Source organism: Microbacterium protaetiae (genome assembly GCF_004135285.1).
In the GTDB taxonomy this organism is placed as follows: Bacteria; Actinomycetota; Actinomycetes; order Actinomycetales; family Microbacteriaceae; genus Microbacterium; species Microbacterium protaetiae.
The window spans coordinates 2,255,726-2,278,510 of the sequence record NZ_CP035494.1; the positions used below are offsets into that span (position 1 = coordinate 2,255,726).

The 22,785-nt window shown below is 69.9% G+C and carries 20 protein-coding genes; 7 read left to right on the forward strand and 13 right to left on the reverse strand.

Annotation, left to right across the window (positions count from 1 at the left end):
• Nucleotides 1-53 precede the first annotated feature (53 nt).
• Complete coding sequence (locus tag ET475_RS10445) at nt 54-533, reverse strand: MarR family winged helix-turn-helix transcriptional regulator (protein WP_129389612.1); 480 nt, start codon at nt 531-533, stop codon at nt 54-56.
• A 71-nt stretch (nt 534-604) separates the two neighbouring features.
• On the opposite strand from ET475_RS10445, the gene ET475_RS10450 reads away from it, so the two are divergent.
• Nucleotides 605-1,438: an aldo/keto reductase gene (locus tag ET475_RS10450; protein ID WP_129389615.1), complete on the forward strand. Its 834-nt coding sequence runs from the start codon at nt 605-607 to the stop codon at nt 1,436-1,438.
• A 59-nt stretch (nt 1,439-1,497) separates the two neighbouring features.
• Here ET475_RS10450 and ET475_RS10455 read toward each other — a convergent pair whose 3' ends face one another.
• From ET475_RS10455 to ET475_RS10475, 5 genes are all read right to left on the reverse strand, one after another.
• Nucleotides 1,498-1,716, reverse strand: coding sequence for a hypothetical protein (locus ET475_RS10455; protein WP_129389618.1), 219 nt, complete (start codon nt 1,714-1,716; stop codon nt 1,498-1,500).
• Nucleotides 1,717-1,736: 20 nt separating this feature from the next.
• The gene (locus ET475_RS10460; RefSeq protein ID WP_129389621.1) at nt 1,737-2,303 is read right to left on the reverse strand and encodes a YdeI/OmpD-associated family protein; all 567 of its coding nucleotides are present in this window, start codon (nt 2,301-2,303) and stop codon (nt 1,737-1,739) included.
• Nucleotides 2,300-2,719, reverse strand: a complete 420-nt coding sequence (locus ET475_RS10465) for a VOC family protein (protein ID WP_129389624.1) — start codon at nt 2,717-2,719, stop codon at nt 2,300-2,302. Before ET475_RS10465 ends, ET475_RS10460 begins: the two co-directional genes overlap by 4 nt.
• A gap of 40 nt (nt 2,720-2,759) precedes the next feature.
• Nucleotides 2,760-3,728 carry a DNA-3-methyladenine glycosylase family protein gene (locus ET475_RS10470; protein ID WP_129389627.1) on the reverse strand — a complete coding sequence of 323 codons (969 nt, stop codon included), beginning with the start codon at nt 3,726-3,728 and terminating at the stop codon, nt 2,760-2,762.
• A 162-nt stretch (nt 3,729-3,890) separates the two neighbouring features.
• Nucleotides 3,891-4,628: a winged helix-turn-helix domain-containing protein gene (locus tag ET475_RS10475; RefSeq protein WP_129389630.1), complete on the reverse strand. Its 738-nt coding sequence runs from the start codon at nt 4,626-4,628 to the stop codon at nt 3,891-3,893.
• Between the two features lie 450 nt (nt 4,629-5,078).
• Here ET475_RS10475 and ET475_RS10480 point away from each other — a divergent pair, with 450 nt between their 5' ends.
• Together ET475_RS10480 and ET475_RS10485 are read left to right on the forward strand one after the other, a co-directional pair.
• A complete protein-coding gene (locus tag ET475_RS10480) occupies nt 5,079-5,651 on the forward strand; it encodes a P-loop NTPase family protein (RefSeq protein WP_129389633.1) in 573 nt (190 codons plus the stop codon).
• Nucleotides 5,652-5,660: 9 nt separating this feature from the next.
• Nucleotides 5,661-5,966, forward strand: a complete 306-nt coding sequence (locus tag ET475_RS10485) for a GNAT family N-acetyltransferase (protein WP_129389635.1) — start codon at nt 5,661-5,663, stop codon at nt 5,964-5,966.
• 38 nt (nt 5,967-6,004) lie between these two features.
• Here ET475_RS10485 and ET475_RS10490 read toward each other — a convergent pair whose 3' ends face one another.
• The 3 genes from ET475_RS10490 to ET475_RS10500 all read right to left on the reverse strand — a co-directional run bounded on the left by ET475_RS10490 (nt 6,005) and on the right by ET475_RS10500 (nt 8,093).
• Entirely contained in the window at nt 6,005-6,784 is a 780-nt protein-coding gene (locus ET475_RS10490; protein WP_129389638.1) for an alpha/beta fold hydrolase, read from the reverse strand.
• Nucleotides 6,785-6,890: 106 nt separating this feature from the next.
• Entirely contained in the window at nt 6,891-7,085 is a 195-nt protein-coding gene (locus ET475_RS10495; RefSeq protein WP_129389641.1) for a hypothetical protein, read from the reverse strand.
• 69 nt (nt 7,086-7,154) lie between these two features.
• Nucleotides 7,155-8,093, reverse strand: a complete 939-nt coding sequence (locus ET475_RS10500; protein ID WP_242497599.1) for an MOSC domain-containing protein — start codon at nt 8,091-8,093, stop codon at nt 7,155-7,157.
• Between ET475_RS10500 and ET475_RS10505 the strand changes: the two genes are divergently transcribed.
• Together ET475_RS10505 and ET475_RS10510 are read left to right on the forward strand one after the other, a co-directional pair.
• The gene (locus tag ET475_RS10505) at nt 8,064-9,215 is read left to right on the forward strand and encodes an exonuclease SbcCD subunit D (protein ID WP_129389644.1); all 1,152 of its coding nucleotides are present in this window, start codon (nt 8,064-8,066) and stop codon (nt 9,213-9,215) included. The genes ET475_RS10500 and ET475_RS10505 overlap by 30 nt on opposite strands.
• Nucleotides 9,212-12,199, forward strand: a complete 2,988-nt coding sequence (locus ET475_RS10510; RefSeq protein WP_129389647.1) for an AAA family ATPase — start codon at nt 9,212-9,214, stop codon at nt 12,197-12,199. The genes ET475_RS10505 and ET475_RS10510 overlap by 4 nt, the downstream gene beginning before the upstream one ends.
• Nucleotides 12,200-12,202: 3 nt before the next feature.
• Here ET475_RS10510 and ET475_RS17995 read toward each other — a convergent pair whose 3' ends face one another.
• The 3 genes from ET475_RS17995 to ET475_RS10530 all read right to left on the reverse strand — a co-directional run bounded on the left by ET475_RS17995 (nt 12,203) and on the right by ET475_RS10530 (nt 16,323).
• Nucleotides 12,203-13,129 carry a hypothetical protein gene (locus ET475_RS17995; RefSeq protein ID WP_207205336.1) on the reverse strand — a complete coding sequence of 309 codons (927 nt, stop codon included), beginning with the start codon at nt 13,127-13,129 and terminating at the stop codon, nt 12,203-12,205.
• Between the two features lie 132 nt (nt 13,130-13,261).
• On the reverse strand, nt 13,262-14,737 hold the full coding sequence (locus ET475_RS10525) for a lipase maturation factor family protein (protein WP_129389650.1): 1,476 nt from the start codon (nt 14,735-14,737) through the stop codon (nt 13,262-13,264).
• A gap of 125 nt (nt 14,738-14,862) precedes the next feature.
• Nucleotides 14,863-16,323, reverse strand: coding sequence for a phytoene desaturase family protein (locus tag ET475_RS10530; protein ID WP_129389653.1), 1,461 nt, complete (start codon nt 16,321-16,323; stop codon nt 14,863-14,865).
• 119 nt (nt 16,324-16,442) lie between these two features.
• Between ET475_RS10530 and ET475_RS10535 the strand changes: the two genes are divergently transcribed.
• The gene (locus ET475_RS10535; protein ID WP_129389656.1) at nt 16,443-17,042 is read left to right on the forward strand and encodes a hypothetical protein; all 600 of its coding nucleotides are present in this window, start codon (nt 16,443-16,445) and stop codon (nt 17,040-17,042) included.
• Nucleotide 17,043: 1 nt separating this feature from the next.
• Here the strand turns inward: ET475_RS10535 and ET475_RS10540 are convergent, their stop codons facing one another.
• Nucleotides 17,044-19,107: an NAD(+) synthase gene (locus ET475_RS10540; protein WP_129389659.1), complete on the reverse strand. Its 2,064-nt coding sequence runs from the start codon at nt 19,105-19,107 to the stop codon at nt 17,044-17,046.
• Between the two features lie 158 nt (nt 19,108-19,265).
• Here ET475_RS10540 and ET475_RS10545 point away from each other — a divergent pair, with 158 nt between their 5' ends.
• Nucleotides 19,266-22,781 carry a TM0106 family RecB-like putative nuclease gene (locus tag ET475_RS10545; RefSeq protein ID WP_129389662.1) on the forward strand — a complete coding sequence of 1,172 codons (3,516 nt, stop codon included), beginning with the start codon at nt 19,266-19,268 and terminating at the stop codon, nt 22,779-22,781.
• Nucleotides 22,782-22,785: the final 4 nt, after the last annotated feature.

Sequence of the window (22,785 nt, forward strand, 5' to 3'; positions counted from 1 at the left end):
TCCGTTACGGGAACGGCTTTCGAAAGAAGAGAGGAGAAAGAGGAGAGCGGGTGTCAGCGACGTTCTCTGTCGCGGCCGCGTCGGGGCGCGGGCGGCGATGTGGGCACGCCGGAGTCGTGGATGAGGCGCTCGAGCAGCGCGAGCAGTTGATCCTGCTCGTCGATGCTGAGTGCGGAGAAGAGGCGCTCCTGTGCCGAGCGCATTTGTTCGTCGAAACCCTCGATGAGGCGTGAGCCCTCGGGGGTGATGTTCAGGAGTTTGACGCGCGAGTCGTCGGGTGACGGCGTCCGCGTGATGTAGCCGCGATCTTCCAGCCCTTGCAAGAGGCCGGCGACAGCGGCCGGGGTCGTTCCGGACACCTCGGAGAGCTCGCGGGCGATCACTCCGCGGTGTTGGTGCTCTTCGATGTAGCCGAGCGTGAACCCTTGCTGTCGTGTCAACCCGCTCTCACGTACCCAGTCGTCGGCAGCGCCCCGCTGGGCGAAACCGAGCGTGCGGATGGCAACGGTGAGGCGTTCGGCATGACTTGTCATAGTTAAGAAGCTAATAGTTAAGACCTTAACTGTCAAGTCGCATGCAGGTATCCAGTGTGCAAGATGGGGGGATGACTTCGATCCCGACAGTGACCCTGAACGACGGCACCTGGTTTCCGCAGCTGGGGCTGGGCACGTACAACCTGACCGGAGATGAGGGGGTGGACGCTGTCGCCGGCGCGATCGCGACCGGCTACCGTCTGCTCGATACAGCGGTGAACTACAAGAACGAGTCCGAGGTCGGCCAGGCCGTGCGAGCCAGCGGTGTCGATCGCGAGGAGCTGCTGGTGGCCACGAAGTTGCCCGGCCGCGACCACGGCTACGACGAGACCATCGCCAGCGCCCGCGGCTCGCTCGACCGGCTGGGACTGGAGCGCATCGATCTCTATCTCATCCACTGGCCGAACCCGAGCGTGGACAAGTACCTGGATTCGTGGCGGGCGATGATCCGGCTGCGCGATGAGGGGCTTGTCCGTTCGATCGGCGTCTCGAACTTCACCGAGGCGATGCTCACGCGCCTCATCGACGAGACCGGTGTGACTCCGGCGGTGAATCAGGTTGAGCTGCACCCGTATTTTCCGCAGGTGGCGCTGCGTGCCTTCCACGCCGAGCGCGGCATCCGCACCGAGAGCTGGAGCCCGCTCGCGCGGCGCAGCGAGCTGCTCGACGAGCAGATAGTGAAGGATGTCGCAGCCGCGCACGGCGTCACCGAGACGCAGGCAGTGCTGCGCTGGCATGTGCAGTTGGCCTCGACGCCGATTCCGAAGTCGGCGCACGCCGGCCGGCAGCGCGAGAACGCCGATGTGTTCGGATTCACCCTCGCTGACGACGAGGTCGCTGCTTTGTCGGGCCTTGAGCGCGGCCGACTGTGGGACGGCGACCCCGAGACGCACGAAGAGATGTAGGAGCTGCGCGGGGTCGCGTATCGCGGCGCGCGGGCGCGGCCCGACAGATCCGCGGGGTGCTACAGCCGCGCCCCGTCGTCATCGTCGTCGTGCAGGCCGGGGGAGCGCCCGCGCTGCGACTCGTAGGCGATGAGCCACCCGATCGAGACGAGCGCTGCCAGAAGCAGGCCGAGCCAGATGCTGCCCAAGACGAGGCCGACGAGCGCGCCGACGGCCAGCAGCAGCGCGGTGCCCAGCAGCCACTGCACGCGCCCGCGGGGCCATCCGGATCCTGCCATGCCTCCAGCGTAGGCGGTTGTCACCCGGACGACGTCAGACGATCGAGTGCCCGCTGCAGGCGCGCGTCGAACGACTGCGGTGACGGCGCGGTCATCAGCGGGTGCAGGATCGAATACCTGTCGGCACGGGTGAGCGCGTCGAACGCGGCACGGGCGCCCGGTGCGGCCTCGAGCGCGCGCAGCAGTGCTGCGGGCGGCTCGGCTGCCGCCGACCCTGCGTAGGCGCGTTCCCATCGCCCGTCTGTCTGCGCGCGGTCGACCTCGCTCTGCCCGCGGGCGCGCATGCGCCCTTCTTCGGTCAGGCGAGCGATGTGCTCGACATTGCGCGCCGACCACATCGAGCGAGCCCGCCGCGGCGTGAACTTCTGCAGGAATGTCGCGGCATCGCGGCTGCGCTTGGGACCGTCGATCCAGCCGCTGCACAACGCCTCGTCGAGCGCCTGGGCGTAGCTCAGCGTCGTCGGGCTCGTCGTGCCCTTCTTGGCGAGTACCAGCCAGGCGCCGGTATCCTCACCCTCATGCACGTCGAGCCACGCCCGCCACGCCGCGGCGTCGGCGACGACCAGCTCGTCGACGGGCTCGGTCACGAATCGGAGGAGTCGATGGTCACGTACCAGGCGACGCCGAACTTGTCGGTGAGCATGCCGAACTTTCCGCCGCCCCAGGGTGCGGCCGCCAGCGGCATGCTCACGGTGCCGCCGTCGGCAAGGGCGTTCCACTGGCCGGTCAGGGTCTGCTCGTCAGTGCCTTCGAGCGACAGCGCGACTCCCGCGGGCGGGCTGTACGGCACACCGGCGGGGGTGTCGGCGCCCATCAGCTGGATGCCGTCTTCGGTGTGCAGGTATGCATGCATCACGAGGTCCTCGTCGGAGGCCTCGTGCGGCATATCGGGGAAGTCTTTGAACGTGGCGATGTCGAGCGAACCGCCGAGCACGGACTGGTAGAACGTCATCGCCTCGCGCGCGTTCTTCTGGAACGAGAGGTAGGGGTTGAGTGTTGTCATCCCGTGAGTCTCGCGCTGACCTCCGACATCGGCAAGGGGGTCAACGGTCGCGGTGGTCTTCCGGGTGCAGCCGCGGGCCGCGGCGCGGTTCGCGCGCGGGACTGAGCCGAATCAGCCGGATGACCCGCTGCCGGTGCCCCGGCCACGCGGAGAGCAGCCGCAGCATCCCGTCGTCGTCGGTGCGCGCGCCGGTCAGGGCGAAACCGACCTCGTGAGCAAGGTGGTAGTCGCCCACGCTGACCGCGTCGGGGTCGCCCAGGGCGCGGGCGCGGGTCTCTGCCGCCGTCCACGCGCCGATCCCGCGGACGCCCGTCAGGGCGGCATCCCGTCCTTCGCCATCGGCTGCGGCGGTCACCGCGTGCACGAGCGACGGACCGCGCCGGGCGGCCTCGATGACCGCGCGCGCCTGCGGCGGTTCGACCCCCGCGCGATGCCAGGTCCACGAAGGGATGCCGCGCCAGCCGTCGATCGTCGGTGGCGCGAACATCGGAACAGGCGTGGGGCCCGGCGCGCGTTCGCCGCACCACGTGACCAGGCGCCGCCACGCGCCGAAGGCCTGGATGCCGGTGACCTTCTGCTCGAGGATCGCCCCCGCCAGCGCGTCGAAGACTCCGTCGGTGCGACTCAAGCGCAGTCCGGGGTGGCGGCGATGGGTCTGGGCGACGAGAGGATGCCGCGAGGCGTCGAAGCCCTCGAGCTCGTCGTCTGCGCCGCACAGGGCAGGTACCTGTGCGAGGGCCTGTTCGCGTCCGGGGCCCCACGCGGCCGCGCGGATCACACTGGGGGAGATTTCACGCAACGCGAGCGTCGCGATGCCGGCAGGGGTGCGGCTTGCGCGCCAGATCACGCTCGCCGCGACGCTGAAGGTCGGGTCGTGCGCGCCGCGCTGCTGAATGCTGACCGTGCGCATGAGATCGAGTGGATGCCGTGGCCGATACTCGGTCTCCAGCGGCCGCTCGCGCGCAGGCCGCGGGTCGCGGCGCGCGCTCGTCAGGGCCGCGGGATGCATGACCCCACCCTAAGCGGTGGCCTCCGACATCCTGCTCTCGTGAAGGTGTCGTCGGGGAGTCGACATCACTTTTCCCTGTCCACATCAAACCGGCGGCAGATTGATGTGGACAGGGAAATTCCATATGGAATTTCCCAGGTGGGAGCGACGGAGGGCGGGGGGTCAGAAGCGGTCGGGCGACGGGGTGCCGTGGCCGTAGCGGATCACGACATCGGCGTGCCGATCGAAGCGGTAGCCGACGCCGCGCACCGTGCGCACGATGTCTTCGTAGCGGCCGAGCTTGGCGCGCAGCCGACGCACGTGCACGTCGATCGTGCGCTCGCCCGGAGCGTCTTTGTCAGTCGAGCCCTGCCACAGCGACGACACCAGCTCGCCGCGCTCGATCGTGCGGCCCTCGCGCAGCACGAGGTACTGCAGCAGCTCGAATTCCTTGAACGTGAGGGCGGCCGACTCGCCGTCGATGACCACGCGCTTGCGCGAGATGTCGACGGTCACGCGGCTGCCGGTGGCCTCCTCATCCGCATCGGGCTCGGTCTTCGTACGCGCAATGGCACTCGGCTCCTGCAGCGCACGGCGCACCACGTCGACGTCGCGGCCGCCGGCGCCGACCGGGGCCAGTGCCACGGTCGCATACGTCTCGGCGCCGGGCGCGACATCGGCGAGCGTGCGCCGCAGGGCATCGACGATGGCGCCGAGCGAGATGCCGGATGCCGCGGCCTTGGCCTCGTCGAAGCCGACATAGAGCGCGAAGCCGCGGGGGGTGGTGCCGGCGGGCAGGTTGCTCGCCGGGGCAGCCGGCGCCGAAACCTCGGCGGGCCGGTCGGTGACCAGCCGCAGCGTCGGGCGGGCGGTCGTGCTGGTGGCGGTGGTGGGACGCTCGAGAAGGGCGGTGTTCGACATGGGATGAAGTCCTTGACTGCGGGGACCCGGTGGTCGGTGATTCGACCCGAACCGGGTACGGGTGTGTTGCGATCGCGGCCCGAAGCGGGGCCGGGTGCGAGGCATCCTTGCGCGGTGTGCGGCGAGGTGCTCGGGGGCTTCCAGCGCGATGACCTTCGAGGTGGAGAAGGCAGCGTGCGCGAGCCCGGCGGGGGTTACCGACTCAGCGGCACATTCGACAACACATGGCAACGCGACACGGCATCATGATGCCGTTTGTTCCGTTCGCCTCCCGGGCGGACAGATATCGCACGTTGCTCGTCATGTGCCCGATTATGACGGAATTCGTCCCCGTGCGTCAAATCGCACGGATGCCACGTGCGAACCGTGACGAAATGTGACAGATTGCTCAGTTCGGCGCGCTGCGACCCGGTGTCGAGGTGGGTGAGACGGCGTCCTGCCGCTGTTCGGATGGCAGACTATCCCCTCGTGAAGGTGCGCATCGTCGGGACATCGGGGTCGGGAAAGTCCCGGCTCGCGGAGCGCGTTGCGGCCGAAGCCAGCCTTCCCCGGCTCGAGCTGGACGCCGTCTTCTGGGATGTCGACTGGACCTTGCGCGACCTCGGTCAGGCCCGCTCTCTGATCGCCGACTTCGTCGTCGCGCACCCCGACGGCTGGGTGATGGACGGCAATTGGACCTCGCGTATGGGCGATGTGCTCGATCCACCGCACGCACCCGACGTGACGGTATGGATCGACCACTCCCGGCTGCGCACGCTCGGCCGGGTCGTGCGGCGCACCCTGCGGCGCGCGATCTTTCGCGAGGAACTCTGGCACGGCAACCGCGAGCGCCCGACGTCGTGGCTTCGCCGGGATCCCGACGAGAACATCATCCTGTGGTCATGGACGCAGCATCCGGTCGGCCGCGCCCAGCTTGCACAGCGCATCGCCGACGGCGAGGCGATCGTGCGGCTGCGCGGGCAGCACGCGGTGGATGCCTGGGTTCGGGCGCTGCGCGACGCCGACGGGTCCGGGCGGGGTTAGCCTTGCGGCGTGAGTGATTTCCGTTTCGCGAACGAACCCGACGCGTCGCGTTACACCTTGCACCGCGGTGACGATCTGGTCAGTGTGCTGGACTATCGCGACGACGGTCGCAGCGTCGCCCTGACCCGGGCCTATACGGTTCCGCCCTTCCGAGGCAACGGCTATGCCGGCGAACTCGTCGACCGTGCGGTGGCCACTCTCGAGCACAGTGGTGAACGCACGGTGGTTCCGGTGTGCTGGTATGTCGCCGATTGGTTCGCCGCGCATCCGGAGCGGTGCGGCATCCTCTCTCATCCCGCGCAGTCCGTCTGCTGACGCGTCGGCGCCCTCACCCCTGGAACGCGTCGGGGCGCTCAGCGTTCTGATGCGAACGAGACGATGCGTGCGGCGGCGGCCTGCGGATCGCGGATCATGGTCTCGTGGCCATGCCCGGGGATCTCTTCGTACCACGCCCCCGGGATCGCCCCCGCCACCCTGCGGCACCACGGCACCGGGCATACCCGGTCTTCTGCGCCGCGCAGCACGAGCGTAGGCACCGTCACGTGCGGCAGACGGTCTTCGGGCCGGTGCACGAGCATCGCGCGCATCTTGCGCGCCAGGTGCGGTCCGGCACGCAGGTACTCGCGCGCGCCGCGCAGCACGACCAGTGGGCTCTCCACAGCCAGGTCCTGCACGAGCCGCAGCAGCTGCCGCCGCGCCGTGCGCTCGGCGACGTTCACGGTCGGCGCGACGAGCACGAGTCTGTCGACGAGACCGGGGTGGCGCACGGCCAGTTCCAGGGCCACCTGCGTGCCCATCGAGTGGCCGATGACCACCACGGGTGGCAGCATCCGCCATCGCACGAAAGCTGCGACGAGGTCGGCGGTGCGCTCCATCGTCAGGGTGCGCATCGGCTCGGGGGCTTCGCCGTAGCCGGGTTGATCGATCGCTATCACGCGCCCGTGCGCCGAGAGAAGCTCGACCAGCCCGCGGAAGACGCTGCGACCCATGCCGACGCCGTGGATCAGCAGGAAGACGCGCTCGCCTTCGCCTTGCTCTTCGGCCACGAGGGTGGCGCCCGCGTGGGTGAACCGCGTCGGGGCGGGGTCGCGGGGCGCGCCCGCGGTGGCGCTGCCGTCGAGTTCATCCGCCATGCTCCGAGGCTATCTCGCAGGGGCGGGTTCGCCCGGTCAAGCCCCTTCCCCGGCGGCCCCGGTGAGGGCAGCACCGGTGGGGCCGACACGGTGAGGGCGGCCCCGGTCAGGCGGGGCACCCCACACATGGCGCTGTCGGCTGCGGCATGCGCACCGCGCGCGGCTCGCGTCGCACGACCTGCTCGATGGGCGCCGGCGCCAGCGCCGAGCGCTCGAGGGCGACGCGGCGCCGCTCGATCCGGCGCGTGATCTGTTCAGTTTCGGACCGAGACAACACTTCGGCCATATACGCCTCGTACATCGTCTGTTCCTTCTTTCCCTGTCCAATCTCAAGGTAGAAGGGGGCTCCGACATTCCCGCGGCGGCCGCTTCATTCGGGTGCGGGTGACTGCCTTTCGAGCACGTCGACGCGATCGCCGAGCGTGATCGTGCCGGAATGCTCGGGGACCAGACGGATGGCGAACCAGGTCTTGCCCGCGCGTTTGCGGTGCCGCGCGAGGGTGCGCAGCGGCTCCTTGCCATGCGCGAGGGTGTCGGGGTCGATGGTGGTCAGCACGCACCGGTCGCACTGCTCGGTGAACCGGTAGGTCACCGAACCGATGCGAACCCGCGCCCAGCGATCCTCGTCGAAGGCCTCCAGCTTTCCGTCTGCGTCGTCCACGACAACGTTCGGACGAAAGCGGCCGACCGGGATCGCGGCATCGGGGTCGGTCTCGGCGATCCACTCGTTCAGGCGCGCCACCGACGCGGTGCTGGCCAGCAGCAGCGGGCCGGTGTCGGCGAGGCTGACATGGTCGCCGTCTCGCCCGCCGTGCTCGGGAGCCACCGAGCGTGCGCGCGGGTCGTCCTGCCAGATCAGACGCACCGGCTCGCCCAGCACCCGCGAGCACCAGGCGGCGGCATCGTCGCCGCCGTACCGGGCTTCGGGCATGCGCGAGACACCCACCGGCACCACGGCGCCGCCCACCGGGAACGGCACGTGCAGGTCGGGCATATCGGGTGCGCTCAGGTGCAGACCGGTCGCGGTCGGGGCGGCGCTGATGCGCAGCATCCGGTCGCGCGTGCGCGCCGTGATGACGGCGCCGGCGTGGTCGACGACAGCCCAGCGCCGGTCGTGTTCGAGCCCGTGCGGATGCACGGTGGCCGTGGAAACGGGGAGGGCGCGGGTGGATTTGACGGGATAGACAGCCAGCGAAGCGACGTGCACGTCGGCAAATCTAACAAGCCGGGCCCGGCCCGCCGTGCCGGCGATGTCGGATGCCGCACGTACCGTGGAGTCATGCGGATCCTGCACACCTCCGACTGGCACATCGGGCGCACTTTTCACGGCAGCTCGACGCTGACGGCGCTGCGCGGCGTGCTCGACGCGCTTGTCGCCGAGGTGCGCACGCGCGCGGTCGATGTGGTTCTCGTCGCCGGCGACGTGTTCGACTCGGCGACGCCGGCCGCCGACTGCTACACGCTGTTGACCGACACGCTGGCGGCGCTGCGCGACACGGGCGCGCGCGTGGTGGTCACCAGCGGCAATCATGACTCGGCCGCGCGTCTCGGCTTTCAGGCGAAGCTGCTGCGCAACGGCATCCATGTGCTGACCGATCCGGCGGCGATAGCGACGCCGATCACGATCGCCGATGAGCACGGACCAGTGCATTTCTATGGCATCCCGTACCTCGAACCTGTGCTGGTGCGGCGGCTGTGGCCCGGCGTGCGCACGCAGGCGCAGGCACTGACCCGCGCGATGGATCTGGTGCGCACGGATGCTGCGGTGCGCGGTGGCCGCTTCGTCGCGGCCGCGCACTGCTTCGCCGCCGGAGTCGAGGCGACACCGCACCTGGAACGCGATATTCAGCAGGGCGGTCTCGACGTGGTGCCGCGGGCGGCGTTCGACGGACCCGACTATGTGGCGCTCGGGCACATCCACGGGCGCAGCGTGCTCTCCGAGCGGGTGCGGTACGCGGGGGCGCCGCTGCACTACAGCTTCGGCGAGCGTGACAAGCCGCGCGGTGCGTGGCTGGTGGAGATGGATGCCGAAGGCCTGGCCGAGGTGCAGTGGATAGATCTTCCGGTACCGCGCCGACTTGTGCAGCTCACCGGAAGCCTCGACGAGCTTCTCACCGACCCGCGCTTCATACCCGACGAAGACGCGTGGGTCAGTGCGCGCTACACCGACACCGTGGCACAGTCCGATCCGATGCGACGGCTGCAGCAGCGCTTCGTGCATTGCGCCGAGGTGCGACACACTCCGGCGGTGCGCGCGGCAGCCGACACCCGCACGTTCACCGCGCGGGTCGAGGCCGCCGGCGCCGACGACGCACGGTTGATCGACGCGTTCCTCGCGCATGTGCGCAACGGTCAGGGGGCCTCCGACGACGAATCCGATCTCGTGCGTGAGGTCATCGGCGAGCGGGTGGGGGCGGAGGCCGCGGTATGAAGTTGCATCGTCTCGAGCTCGAGGGATTCGGGCCGTTCCTACAGCGTCAGGTCATCGACTTCGACGCTTTCGACGACGACGGCATCTTCCTGATCGCCGGGCGCACCGGCGCCGGCAAGTCGAGCATTCTCGACGGGGTGGGCTTCGCGCTGTATGGCGGTGTACCCCGCTACGACGGCGGAGCCAAACGGCTGCGCAGCGACCACTGCCGACCCGAAGACCGCAGCGAGGTGCGACTCGAGTTCACCGTCGGCGACCGGCGCTGGCGGGTCACGCGCTCACCCGAATACGAGCGGCCGAAGCGCAACGGCACTGGGCTGACGACCGAAGAGCACCGGGCAGTGGTCGAAGAGCTCGTCGACGGCGAATGGGTGGGCCGGGCGGCGAAGCCGCGCGAGGCGGGCGAACTGCTCGGCGAGATCCTCGGGCTGAACCGTGAGCAATTCCAGCAGGTGATTCTGCTGGCCCAGAACCGGTTCGCGCAGTTCCTCCTGGCATCGGGCGGCGACCGTCAGGCACTGCTGCGCACCTTGTTCGGCAGCCGCACGTATCAAGAGTATGAGCGCCTACTCGACGAGCGACGCAAAGACGCCGAAGATGCCCTGGCCGACCGGCGGCGCGTCATCGAACTCGCGCTCGATGACGCCGAGAACACCGTCGCGGCACACGAACTGGCCGGCGAAGGGGCACCGGGCAACGCCCTCCCCGACCGACTTGGCGCGCTGGATCGTGCTATCGAACGAGGCCGCTATCGGGTCGAGGTGTTGACCGAGGCTCAGACCGCCGCGATCGCCGCCCGCGACGAGGCCTTCGCCGCGCACGAGAAGGTGAAGTCCCTGCACGAGTGGGCGCGGGCGCGGGATGCCGCGCGCGAGGCACTCGCGAAGCGTCAGGCGCGCACGACCGAGATCGATGCCGACCGCCGAGCTCTGCACGATGCGCGCGGCGCCGAGGGACTGCGCGCCCCGCTCGAACATGCCGCTCATGCCGAGGCGGCCGCGCAGCAGGCGCGCCGTGCCGAGACGGCGGCCCGCGCCGCGTGGGACGAGGCGGGCGGGCAGCAGGACGCCGATGCCCAGACGCTGGCCGCACTCATCGACGATCTCACCGGCCGGCTGGCGCTCTGGCAGAGCGCCGCGGCGCAGGAGGCGGAGCTTCCATCGCTGCGCGAGAAGCATGCCGCCGCCGAGCAGAGGGTGGCGGCGGCACAGACACGGATCGCAGAGTTGGAGAGGCAGCGCGCGGCGCTTCCGGCGCGGCGTGCTGAACTCGACGAGGCGCTGCGCACACACGTCGCCGTGGCGGCGACGGCCGATGACGCGCGGCGGGTCGTGGAACAGGCGCGCGCACGTCGCGACGCCGCCGAAGAGGCCCGCACGCGCGCCGAGACCCTCCACGAGGCAGACAAGACCAAGCTCGCCCGGCAGGAGGAGGCCACGGCCGCCGCCGCTGCAGCCGATGCGCTGCTGCGCCGTCGCATCGAGCAAAGGGCGGGCGAACTGGCCTCCGCACTCGAGGCTGGCCGGCCGTGCCCGGTGTGCGGTTCGGTCGAGCACCCGCACCCGGCACCGCGTGCCGACGAGCCCGTCGGCGACGACGAGCTCGAGGCGGCAGACAACGCCCGGGATGCCGCACAGCAGCGTGCGCACGAGGCCGGAGAGACGGCGGCCACCGCGCTCGCCGCGTACGCGGATGCCGCTGCCCGGTCGGGAGGACTCGATCCCGACGGCGCGCGGCGCGCGTTCGATCAGGCCGTGGATCGGCTCACGGCGGCCGAGACGGCGGCGAGAGAGCGGGATCGCCTGCGGGCTGAACGCGATGGGCTTGATGAGGAAGACGCGCGCATCGCGGCCGACATCGACCGGTCGCGAGCCGGTGTCACCGAAGCGCAGGATGAGCTGACCACGCTGGGCGAGCGGTTGACATCGGCGCAGGCCGTCGTCGCCGCTGCCCGCGACGACTTCGCATCCGTGGCCGCGCGGATCGACGACGGAGCGCGACGGCGAGCGGCCGCCGTCGCGCTGCGCGCCGCGATCGAGACATCCCGGACAGCGACCGAGTCCGCACGCGCCGCCGGTGACGACCGCGACCGTCGCGTGGCGGCATCCGACTTCGTCGACGCCGCCGCGGCGCGCGCTGCTCTGCGTGACGACGCCGAGCGCTCGCGCCTGGATGAGAAGGTGCGGGCGCACGACACGGCGCTGGCCGAACTCAAGGGCCAGCTGGTGCAGCTCGAGCTGCAGCTGGCTGGGGCCGACGATCCACTGCCCGACCTCGAGGCGAGTGCGGCGGCGCTCGCCGATGCCCGCGAAGCGGCGGCGGCAGCAGCGGGGGCGGCGACGGCGGTCGTCCAAGCCGTCGAATCCCTCGAGCGAGCGAGCGAGCGCGCGCACGACGCACATGCGCAGATCGGCGAACTCGACGCACACCGGCGCCTGGTCGCCGGCATCGCCGATGCCGTCGCCGGTCGCAACGAACGCAAGATGGATCTTGAGACGTTCGTGCTCGCCGCCGAGCTCGAGCAGATCGTGGCGGCAGCGAATGTGCGCCTGGATGCGATGTCGGCGGGGCGCTACCGCCTGGCGCACACCGACGCGCTGGCAGCGCGCAACGCCGCCAGCGGGCTGGGGCTCGAGGTGGTCGACGCCTACACCGGGCGGGCGCGCCCCGCGCAGTCGCTGTCCGGCGGCGAGACGTTCCTGGCCTCGCTCGCCCTGGCGCTCGGCCTCGCGCAGGTGGTCACCGATCGGGCCGGCGGCATCCGGCTCGACACGCTCTTCATCGACGAGGGGTTCGGCTCGCTCGACCCTGAGACGCTGGAGCTGGCCATGCGCACGCTCGATGAGCTGCGCGAGGGCGGTCGCACGGTCGGGGTGATCAGCCACGTCGAGGCGATGAAGGAGCAGATTCCTGCGCAGCTGGTCGTGGAAGCGACTGCCCACGGGCCGAGCGCGGTGCGTCAGAGCGCGCTCGACCCGGTGTGAGGGCTACTGCTCGACGAGGTGGTGTTGGGCTGCCTCGAGGATCGCGCGCATGAGGCGCTCGGCCTGGTCCTCGCTGAAAAGGCCGTCGCTGGAATCGACGGCGTCGGAGGCCTCTTGGCCGATCGCGTCATCGCCGAGCGTCGTGTATTCGGTCAGCAACGTTGTTCCGAGGTAGACGAGCGTGTCGTCTGTGTAGGCAGAATCGATGATGTCGTCGGTCGCGTTGGGCTCGATCTCCTTGAAGATCGCCCGCACCGTCGGGCGCAGCTCGGCCACATACGCGGCCTCATCGTAGTCACCGGTCGCTGTGGTGTTGTTGCCCTGATCGTCGGTCGCCTCGTCGGAGGGCGCGACGGGCGCCGATACCGCCGGCCTCTCGCCGAGAGCCTGCCCGCCTCCCACGCCCGCCCACACGGCCCACGCGATGGAGACAAGCAGCGCGAACACGAACACGATGCCGCCGACGACGGAGACGACCAGGCCCGCGATGCCGAGACCCTTGCCACCCTGCTTGCGGTTGGCCAGCACGACGATCGACAGCACAAACGCCGCCAGCAGCAGCACGCCGCCCACGATCACGAACGGCAGCCCGATCGGAGCGAATCCGATGCAGGCAGCGATGAATCCGACGACCGCGAGAATCAGGGCAACGAGCGCCAGCGTCTTCGGGCGATTGTCGGGCTGCTTGGGCAGACCGGGGCCAGGCTGCACATACCCCGTCGGCGGCACCGGCGGATAGGCGGCGGTGCTCTGCGGGTACCCCGCGCCCGCAGGCTGCTGGGGATAGCCGGCGGCGGGCTGCTGCGGGTAGCCGCCAGCGGGCTGCTGCGGGTACGCGCCGGCATTCGGGTAACCCGCGGGTGCCGGAGGCACCGGGGGTGCGGCGTTCTGCCCGTTCGGGTCGGCGTACGGATCGTGGGGATTGGACACAGAAGACTCCAAGATGGGGACGGATGCCCTAAGAGCCTAACGGGCGGCCCGCCGCGGGGTGTCCCCCCGGCGAGCGCCCGGCGGCCGAGTCTCACCGCAGGGTGTTCCCGGCGAGCGCCCGGCGGCCGAGTCTCACCGCAGGGAATCGAGCGAGACCGGCCGCACCAGCACCTGCCGCCGGTCGCGCATCCACCGCTGACCGGTCTCGCGATACTCGGCACGGGTGGCGAACCGGTAGCGGTACGACACCACCCGCACCCATCGCGGCGATGCGCCGTCGAACGGGTCCGCCGCGAGAAGTCGCAGAGTCGCGGCATCCGACCGCAACAGCATGATCAGCAGCTGCTCGAACCAGCCCTCCAACGACCGGCCCAGGGGCAGGAACCACATCAACCAGTCCAGACGCAGGTGATACGGCGCGAACTGCCGGGGAACCCGCCGCAGCGGCCCGGGCTTGCCCTTGAACACGTACTCGGTCCAGGTGGCCGTACCGGCGTCGAGGTCGCGTGTGCCCTCGATGATGTACTCGATGCGAGTGTGCGTCACCGTGCCGAAGGCGCCATAGGCGTTGGCGAGCTGCCAGCGGTTGAAGCTCGCGTTCATCAGCTGCCGGCGGGCCATCAGATTGCGCGCCGGCCACCAGCTGAGCACGACATACAGCGCGAACACCGCGCCGGTGATGAGTGTCCAATACAGCGGGATCGGCCCGCCTCCTGAAGAGAGGCGGGGGATGCCGTAGCCCGAGAAAGCGATCACGATAGTGGCCCAGTTGAGCCAGGCGAAATTTCCGGTGAGCACGAGCCAGAGCTGCGTGGCGATGACCAGGGTCGCGGCCACGGCACCGATGATCGCGGGAATCGGCGAGTCGACCCACAGCCCCACGGCCGGCGCGAACAAGAACCAGGGCACGATCAGTTGGGCGAAATGGTTGCCGAGCACCTCGCCGCGATGAAACCAGGCGGGCAGCAGATGGGCCTGCCGGCTGAGCGGTCCGGGCATCGGCTGTGTCTCGTGGTGGTACATCAGCGCCGTGAGGTCGCGCCATTCGCGGCCACCGCGGATCTTGATCATGCCGGCCCCGAATTCGAGCCGGAACACCAGCCACCAGAACAGCACGATCACTACGACCGGCGGGCTCTGGTCGCGTGAGCCGAGGAACGCCGCGAGAAACCCGGCCTCGAGCAGCAGCATCTCCCAGCCGAATCCATAGAAGGTCTGGCCGATCGACACGATCGACATGTAGCCCAGCCACAGCGCGAGAAAGCAGAGCATCGGCACCCAGGGCGGGCCCAGCTGCGGAATGCCGACCACCAGCACCGCGCCCACGACCATGCCGCCCCCGCACAGTGCCCGCAGCCGCCGATCGGTGTAGCGCCAGCGACGGAACACCGTCGGGCGAAGCAGGTGTGCGCGTCGCGGCGTGCGCCGTTCGCGCTCGGACGATGCCGCCCACGCGAGCAAGCGGGGCGCGGGCAGCAGTCCGTGCTCGCCCAGCAGGGCGGGAAACTGGTTGCGGCTGGATAGAAACGCAATCACGAACAACGCCGCGATGCCACGCTGGAGCACTTCGCGTGCGAACGCGAAGTCCACCGCCGCGAAGCCGTCCATCTCAGCCTTGTCTGCTGCGTTCGGCGTTCAAAACTCCGCCGATCCGTGCCGGAACCTGCGATGAAGGGGCGTGTCCCGGGCCGGACCGCACGAATGGGATGAGTTCTGCACGCCGGTTCATGCGATCACCCGAACAGGTCACCGAGTTCGGCCGGAGTGCCCGCGTCGCGCAGGGCCTGACGGGCGGCCAGCCACCCGGGCATGCCGTGCACCCCGGGCCCGGGCGGGGTGGCTGCCGACGCCAGGTACACGCCACGCATCGGCGTGCGCCACGGCGCAGTCGAGAGCACCGGCCGGCGCACCGCCTGAAGCATCGAGAACGAGCCGCCGAGGATGTCGCCGCCGACATCCGACGGATTGTAGGCCTGCCGCTGCGCGGCCGTCATCGCGTGCGAGGCGATCACCCGGTCGCGAAAGCCGGGCGCGAACCGTTCGACCTGGCGCGTGACGAGTTCGGTGGGATCGAGCGTCGATCCTGCGGGCACGTGGATGTACGCCCACAGCACCTGATAGCCGGCTGGGGCGCGGCTGTCGTCGAGCACACTGGGCTGCACCGCGAGCACGTACGGTCGCTCGGTCACGCTGCCGCGCGCGACGGCGTTCTCGGAGGCCTCGATCTCGTCGCGCGTGCCGCCCAGGTGCACGGTGGGTGCCAGCGCCACGTCGGGGTGCGTCCAGGGCACCGGCCCGTCGAGGGCGAAATCGACCTTCGCGGCGGCCGGCCCGTAGCGATAGCGGCGCACCGCGCGGGCGTACCCGGCGGGCACGTCGGGCAGGGTCAGGGCCAGGCGCGGCGCGGTGTCCAGCAGAAGCAGATCGCCGGCGGCCGGGTCACCCCAGTCCAGCGCCGAGAGGTCGCCGACGCGATGATCGGTGTCGATGTGGCCGCCGTGCGCCGACAGGTCGTCGCGCAGCGCGTGGGCGATGGCGTCGGCGCCGCCGCGCGGATATCCCCACCCCGTCGAGTGCGCATGAGCCAGCAGGTACAGCGCCGACGCCGTGGCTGCCAGCGACGGCAGCCGCGCGTTGGCATGGGCTACCACGCCGGTGAACAGGGCCGCGGCCGCTTCGGTGCCGAAGGTGCCGAACGCGCGCCGCCCGGCGCTCGTGCCCAGCTCCAGCATCCGCATGCCGAATCGGGTGACGGTGAGCGGATGCCGCGGCATGCGCAGCAGCTGGTTGCCGGTGAAATCCACGACCTCGGCCAGATGCCGGTTGAGTGGTCGCACGGTGCTGCGCCAGGCCTTGCCGTCGGTGCCGAGCCCGGCGACGGTGCGGTCGAGGTCGCGCCACGCGACGGCGGCGCGACCGTCGTCGAGAGGATGGGCGAACGATGCCTCGGGCACTATCCAGTCGATGCGGTCGAGCCCGAATGCGCGGAAGAACGGCGAACTCAGCGCTGCCGGATGCACGGCAGAGCACACATCGTGGCGATAGCCGGGAAGAGTGAGGCCCGCGGTGCGCACTCCGCCCCCCGATGCGGTCGCTGCCTCGATCACCCGCACGTCGTAGCCGGCGCGAGCGAGGGCGACCGAGGCTGCGAGGCCGTTCGGCCCGCTGCCGACGATGGTCGCGCGTGGTGCCATGCGTCCAGTCTGACACCGTGCGAACGTCGAAGAAGGGGGTTGCCCGGGCGCCGGGTGCCATGCGAGCGGTGAACAGGGGATGATGGAGGCAAAGCTCGCGAAGGGGGAGGGTGGTCGAGATGGAATCGACGAAGCTGGACGCTCCGAAGGGCATCGAGGCGCGCGTGGGGTGGGCGCCGGGATCGCAGGCATCTGATCGGGTTCGGCAGCTGACCAAGGAGATCCTCGCCGATCGGCTGCAGATCGACGAGACCTTCATCGATGTCTCGCGGCAGGCCCCGGCCCAGTTCGGGCATCACCCTCAGCCGATCGCTGTGGTCGACGGACTTCCCGTGCCGCTTTCCGTGCGTACGGCAAGCTTCCGCACAGCCAGCGTGGTCGCGGTCGCCGAGCCCGACCTGCTGGTCGGACTCGACATCCGCGACCACAGACCCGACGAGGCCGCGCTGCATGAGATCCGCGGCCATTCGCACCTGTGGGATGACGACAGCCTGTGGAACAAGGCCACGCCCGAGCAGCTGGCACTGCACTGGTCACGCGTGCAGGCGGTGCGCCAGGCCGACCCGCGTGGGATCAGCGTGCGCCCCGAGCAGGTGCGGCTGGACCCGCCCTTCGCCAAGGCGTGGACACCCGACCGCAAGGGCGACTACCGGCTCGTCGACCTGTCGCGCAACGGCTTCGTCATCACACTGGCGTACGGCGAGCCGGCGACCGAATAGCTCAGTCGACGAGGTCGGGCAGGGCGGCCTTCAGCTCGTCCAGCCACACCCTCGCGTTGCCGTCGGAGGGGGCACGCCAGTCGCCGCGAGGCGAGAGTGAACCCGCCGGTGACACCTTGGGTCCGTTCGGGATTGCGGAGCGTTTGAACTGCGCGAAGCCGAAGAAGCGCTGCAGGAACACCTGCAGCCATTTCGCGACCGTCGGCAGGTCGTACCCGTAGCGGTCTTCGGCCGGAAAGCCCGGCGGCCAGGCTCCGGCATCCGGATCCTGCCAGGCGTGCTGCGCGAGGAACGCGATCTTCGACGGGCGTGCGCCGTAGCGCAGGGTGTGGAAAAGGGCGAAGTCGTGCAGGGCGTACGGACCGATGCGGTCTTCGGTGGACTGCATCTTGCCGTCCTGCCCGGCCGGCACGAGTTCGGGGCTGATCTCGGTGTCGAGCACCGACTGCAGCACGGCGCCGGCTGCGGCATCCACCCATCCCTCGTCGGCACCGGTGGAGATCACCCAGCGGATGAGGTGCTGGATGAGCGTCTTGGGCACGCCCGTGTTGACGGCGTAGTGGCTCATCTGGTCGCCGACACCGTACGTCGACCAGCCCAGAGCGATCTCGGACAGATCGCCCGTTCCCACGACGAAGCCGCCGCGCTGATTGGCCAGCCGAAAGAGGTAGTCGGTGCGCAGACCTGCCTGCACGTTCTCGAACGTGACATCGTGCACAGGCTCACCACTGGCGAAGGGATGCCCCATTGTGGTGAGCAGCTCCATGCCGGCCGGCCGGATGTCGATCGTCTCGATCGAGGCGCCGATCGCCTCGGCCAGCGCGATGGCGTTCGCCTTCGTGTGGTCGCTGGTGGCGAAGCCGGGCATCGTGAAGGTGAGGATGTCGCTGCGCGGCCGGCCCATGCGGTCCATGGCGCGGGCGATCACCAGCAGCGCGTGGGTGGAGTCGAGACCGCCGGACACGCCCAGCACGGGCTTGGGATTGCCGATGGCCTGCATGCGCTGGATCAGGCCTGAGACCTGGATGTTGAACGCCTCGTAGCAGTCCTGCGCGAGACGCTGTTCGTCGTCGGGCACGAACGGAAAGCGGTCGACGTGCCGGCGCAGGCCGATGTCGTCGGCGGGCGGGTCGAGGTAGACCTCGATGGTGAGGAACTCTCCGACGCCTGCCGAGATGCGGTTGTCGTCGAACGTGCCCTGGCGGATGCGGTCCTGTCGCAGCCGGTCGAGGTCGACGTCGGCGACCGAGCAGCGAGGCCCGTCGGGAAAGCGCTCGGTCTGGGCGAGCAGATCGCCGCCCTCGAAGATCATGGTCTGGCCGTCCCACGACACGTCGTTCGTCGACTCGCCCATGCCAGCGGCGGCATACGCATAGGCGGCCAGGCAACGCAGCGACTGCGAGCGGCACAGGGTCTTGCGGTCTTCGGCGCGGGCAATAGTGATCGGACTGCCCGAGAGGTTCACGAGCACCGTCGCTCCGGCCAAGGCCGCCTGCGACGAGGGCGGCACGGGGACCCAGACGTCTTCGCACACCTCGGCGTGCAGCACGAGGCCCGGCACATCGCGCACGTCGAAGAGCAGATCGGTGCCGAATGCGACATCGCGCTCGCCGATGCGGATCGGCTCTCCCGACCACGGCTCGCCGGCGGCGAACCAGCGCCGTTCGTAGAACTCCCGGTAGGTGGGCAGGTGCCCCTTGGGCGCGACGCCGATGATCTCGCCGCGGTGGATCACCACGGCGCAGTTGTAGAGGCGGTTGCGGTGGCGCAGCGGTGCGCCGACCACGAGGATCGGCAAAAGGTCGGCGGATGCCGCAGCCAGCCGCTCGAGCGCCGTGACCGTGGCATCCAGCACCGCGTCTTGCATGAGCTGGTCGTCGATCGAGTAGCCGGTCAGGCACAGCTCGGGGAACACCGCGACCGCGGTGCTGTCGGCGTCGCAGGCTCGGGCCGCCTCGAGGACGGCCTCGGCGTTGGTCGCCGGATCGGCCAGGGCGACCGGGATCGTGCAGGCGGCGACGCGCGCGAACCCGTGCCGGTACGCGCTGGCGAAGGGCAGGCTCATGCACCCCAGTCTGGCACCTCGGGGAAATTCCATATGGAATTTCCCAACCCACATCAATTTTTCGGAAATCTCATGTGGGCAAGGAAATTCCATATGGAATTTCCGCACGGGGGAGGGGTGTCGGAGGCGGCGGATAGTGTCGAAGCGAAAGGGGAGCGATGCGATACATCGAAGACGCGGGCCGGGTCGTCTGGAGTGCGAGCGACCTGAAGGCCGCCGCCGAGTGCGAGTTCGCCTGGCTGCGGGCGATCGACGCCAAGCTTGGCCGCGTGGCCCCGGTAGAAGAGCCCGAAGACGCCACCCTCGCCCGCGCCGGCCGTCTCGGCACCGCGCACGAGCTGCGCGTGCTCGCCCGCTACCGCGAGCAGTTCGGGCCAGGCGTGATCGAGATCGCCGAGACGCGCTCGAGTGATGACGACGCGCTGCGGGATGCCGCGGCCGCCACTCGTGCGGCGCTTGAAGACCCCGCAGCCCGAGTGATCTACCAGGCCGCCTTCTCGACCGGCGAATTCGTCGGCTTCGCCGATTTTCTCGTGCGCGACGACGACGGGCGATGGATCGTGCAAGACTCCAAGCTCGCCCGCCACGCCCGCGTCACCGCCCTCATGCAGTTGGCGGCATATGTCGACCAGCTCGACCGGCTGCAGGTGCCACGCGCTGACCACGTCGACCTGCTGCTGGGTGACGGCACCACCAGCACTCACCGCGTCGATGACCTCATGCCGGTCTTCCGGTTGCGTCGCGAACGACTGCGCGCGCTGATCGCCGATCGTCGGCTGGCATCCGGGCTCAGCCATCCCGCCATCGCCTGGGGTGACGGCCGTGGTGAGCTCGGCGTCCTCGCGTGTGGGCGCTGTGCGACGTGCGAGCAAGAGGTGGTCGCGCACCGCGACCTGCTGTTGGTGGCAGGCATGCGTCCCGTGCAGCGCGAACGGCTGCGCGCGGCCGGTATCAGCACGATCGACGCGCTGGCGGCGGCATCCCGTCCTCCCGAGCGGATGGGAGCAGAGACGTTCGTCAGTCTGCGCACGCAGGCCCGGCTGCAGCTGGCCAGCCCGGCCGGAGTGCCCGCTCCCGCCGCGGCGGATCCGCCGCAGGCCGAACCCGAGACCAGGGCGCCCATCCCCACCTACGACGTCGTCTTCCCGAAGGCGCTGGGTGCCCTGCCGCGGCCCGACCGCGGCGACCTGTTCTTCGATTTCGAGGGCGACCCGCTCTACACCGAGGGCGACGGACGCGAGTGGGGCATCGACTACCTGTTCGGCTGGGTCGACATCCACGAGCAGTACACGGCGCTGTGGGCGCACGATTTCGCCGCCGAGAAGGCGACGTTCGAGCGCTTTCTCGACATCGTCGCCGATGTGCGCCGGCAGCATCCCGAGATGCACATCTACCACTACGCGCCCTACGAGCCGACGCACCTGCTGGCGATGGCCGCGCGATACGGCGTGCGCGAGATCGATGTCGACGGCCTGCTGCGCGACGGGGTCTTCGTCGACCTGTACCCGATCGTGCGCCGGGCGCTGCGGGTGGGGTCGCGGTCGTACTCGATCAAGAAGCTCGAGCCGCTGTACATGGGCGACCAGGTGCGCACGAGTGATGTGCAGCGCGGTGACGATTCGATCGTCAAGTACGTCGAAGCCCGCGCGTTGCGCGAGGCGGGGCAGGAAGCCGCGGCTCAGACGGTGTTCGACGATCTGGCCGACTACAACCGGTACGACTGCGTGTCGACCCGGCGCCTGCGGGACTGGCTGGTCGATCGTGCGCGCGAGGCGGGGTTGCGCCCGTCGGTCGACATCGAATCGGTCGAGGTCGTCTACGAGGCGCGGGAGCAGGCCGAGGCGTTGCGTCGGCTGGCCGACGCGGCGACCGACGCGTCCCAGGCCGATATCGAGGCGCTGCGGTTGGGAGCGGCCGCCATCGACTACTACCCGCGCGAGTCGAAGGCGTTCTGGGCGACGCATTTCCTCCGTCTGCGCGAGCCGGTGACAGTGTGGGAAGACACCCGCGACGTCGTGGTGATCGATGCCGCACGCAGCGAGACGGTGGAGCAGTGGCATCCCGGTCCGCGCTCGGTGCGGCGCATCCTGCGGCTGCGTGGCGACCTGGCACCGGGCACGCGGTTGAGTGAGGGCACCCGGCCGTTCGCCCTCTACGAGATGCCGGCGCCGTTCGCCGCGCGCACCATGCCGCGATGGGTGCACGTGGCTCGCGAGGTCGAGGTGCTCGAGGTTCTCGACGACGGCGCGATCGTGGCCGAGAGCGCCGTCGACGGACAGACCTGGAGTGAGTTGCCGATTGCGTTGACTCCGGCGGCGCCGCCGCGCGCGGGCAACCAGCAGATCGCGATCGACGAGTGGGCGGATGCCGTGGTGGCGGCGGCCCCCGGGTTTCCCGACGACCCCGCCAGCGACATTCTGCGCCGCCGCCCACCACGCCTGCGCTCGGGTGCCCTCGACGGCCGCGCCGCCGAGCCGGTGCCGGCGATCGTGGCCGCGTTGCGCGACCTCGAGCGCAGCTACGTGGCGGTGCAGGGCCCGCCCGGTACCGGAAAGACGTACGTCGGCTCGCACGTGATCGCCCGTCTGGTCGGCGAGCATCACTGGAAGATCGGGGTCGTCGCCCAGTCGCATGCCGTCGTCGAGCACATGCTCGACCGCATCGTCGATGCCGGGGTCTCCGCTGCCCAGGTCGGAAAGGCGCGCAAGGCAGGGGCCGACGGCGACGTCTCGTTCACCGCGTTTGCGAAGAACGGCCTTGCGGGCTTCGCGGCCGAGCACGCCGAGACCGGCTTTGTCGTCGGCGGCACGGCGTGGGACTTCAGCCATCCGGGCCGGGTGCCGCGGCGCTCCCTCGATCTGCTGGTGATCGACGAGGCGGGGCAGTTTTCGCTGGCATCGACGATCGCGGTGGCCGCGGCATCGCCACGACTGCTGTTGCTGGGCGATCCGCAACAGCTGCCGCAGGTGAGCCAGGGGATCCATCCCGAACCGGTCGACGCGTCGGCGCTGGGCTGGGTGATGGATGGCGCGGCGGTGCTTCCTGCCGAGTACGGGTTCTTTCTCGACCACACCTGGCGGATGCATCCGGATGTCGCATCCGCTGTGTCGCGGCTGTCGTACGACGGCGAGCTGGCGTCGCGCCCGAGCGCTGCGCTGCGTTCTTTGGAAGGGGTGGAGCCCGGAGTACATCCGCTCGCCGTGCGCCACCACGGCAACGCGACGCAATCGCCAGAAGAGGCCGCCGAGGTCGTGCGTCTGGTGCGTGAGCTGCTCGGTCGAGAGTGGACCGATGTCGTCGACGACATCGTTGTCACGCCGCGGCCGCTTCAGCAGAGCGACATCATCGTGGTCACGCCGTACAACGCGCAGCAGGTCATGGTCGAGCAGGCGCTTGCCGATGCCGGATTCGGCGACGTGCCGGTGGGGACCGTCGACAGGTTCCAGGGGCAGGAGGCCGCGGTCTCGATCGTCTCGCTCGCCGCATCCAGCGGTAAGGACGCCCCGCGCGGCCTGGAGTTTCTGCTGTTGCAGAATCGGCTCAACGTCGCGCTCTCGCGCGCCAAGTTCGCGGCGTACCTCGTGTACGCGCCGGGGCTTCTCGACGATCTACCGCGCACGCCCGACGGCGTTGTGCGGTTGAGTGCTTTCGCGCGACTTGTCGGGGTGCGGTGACCCG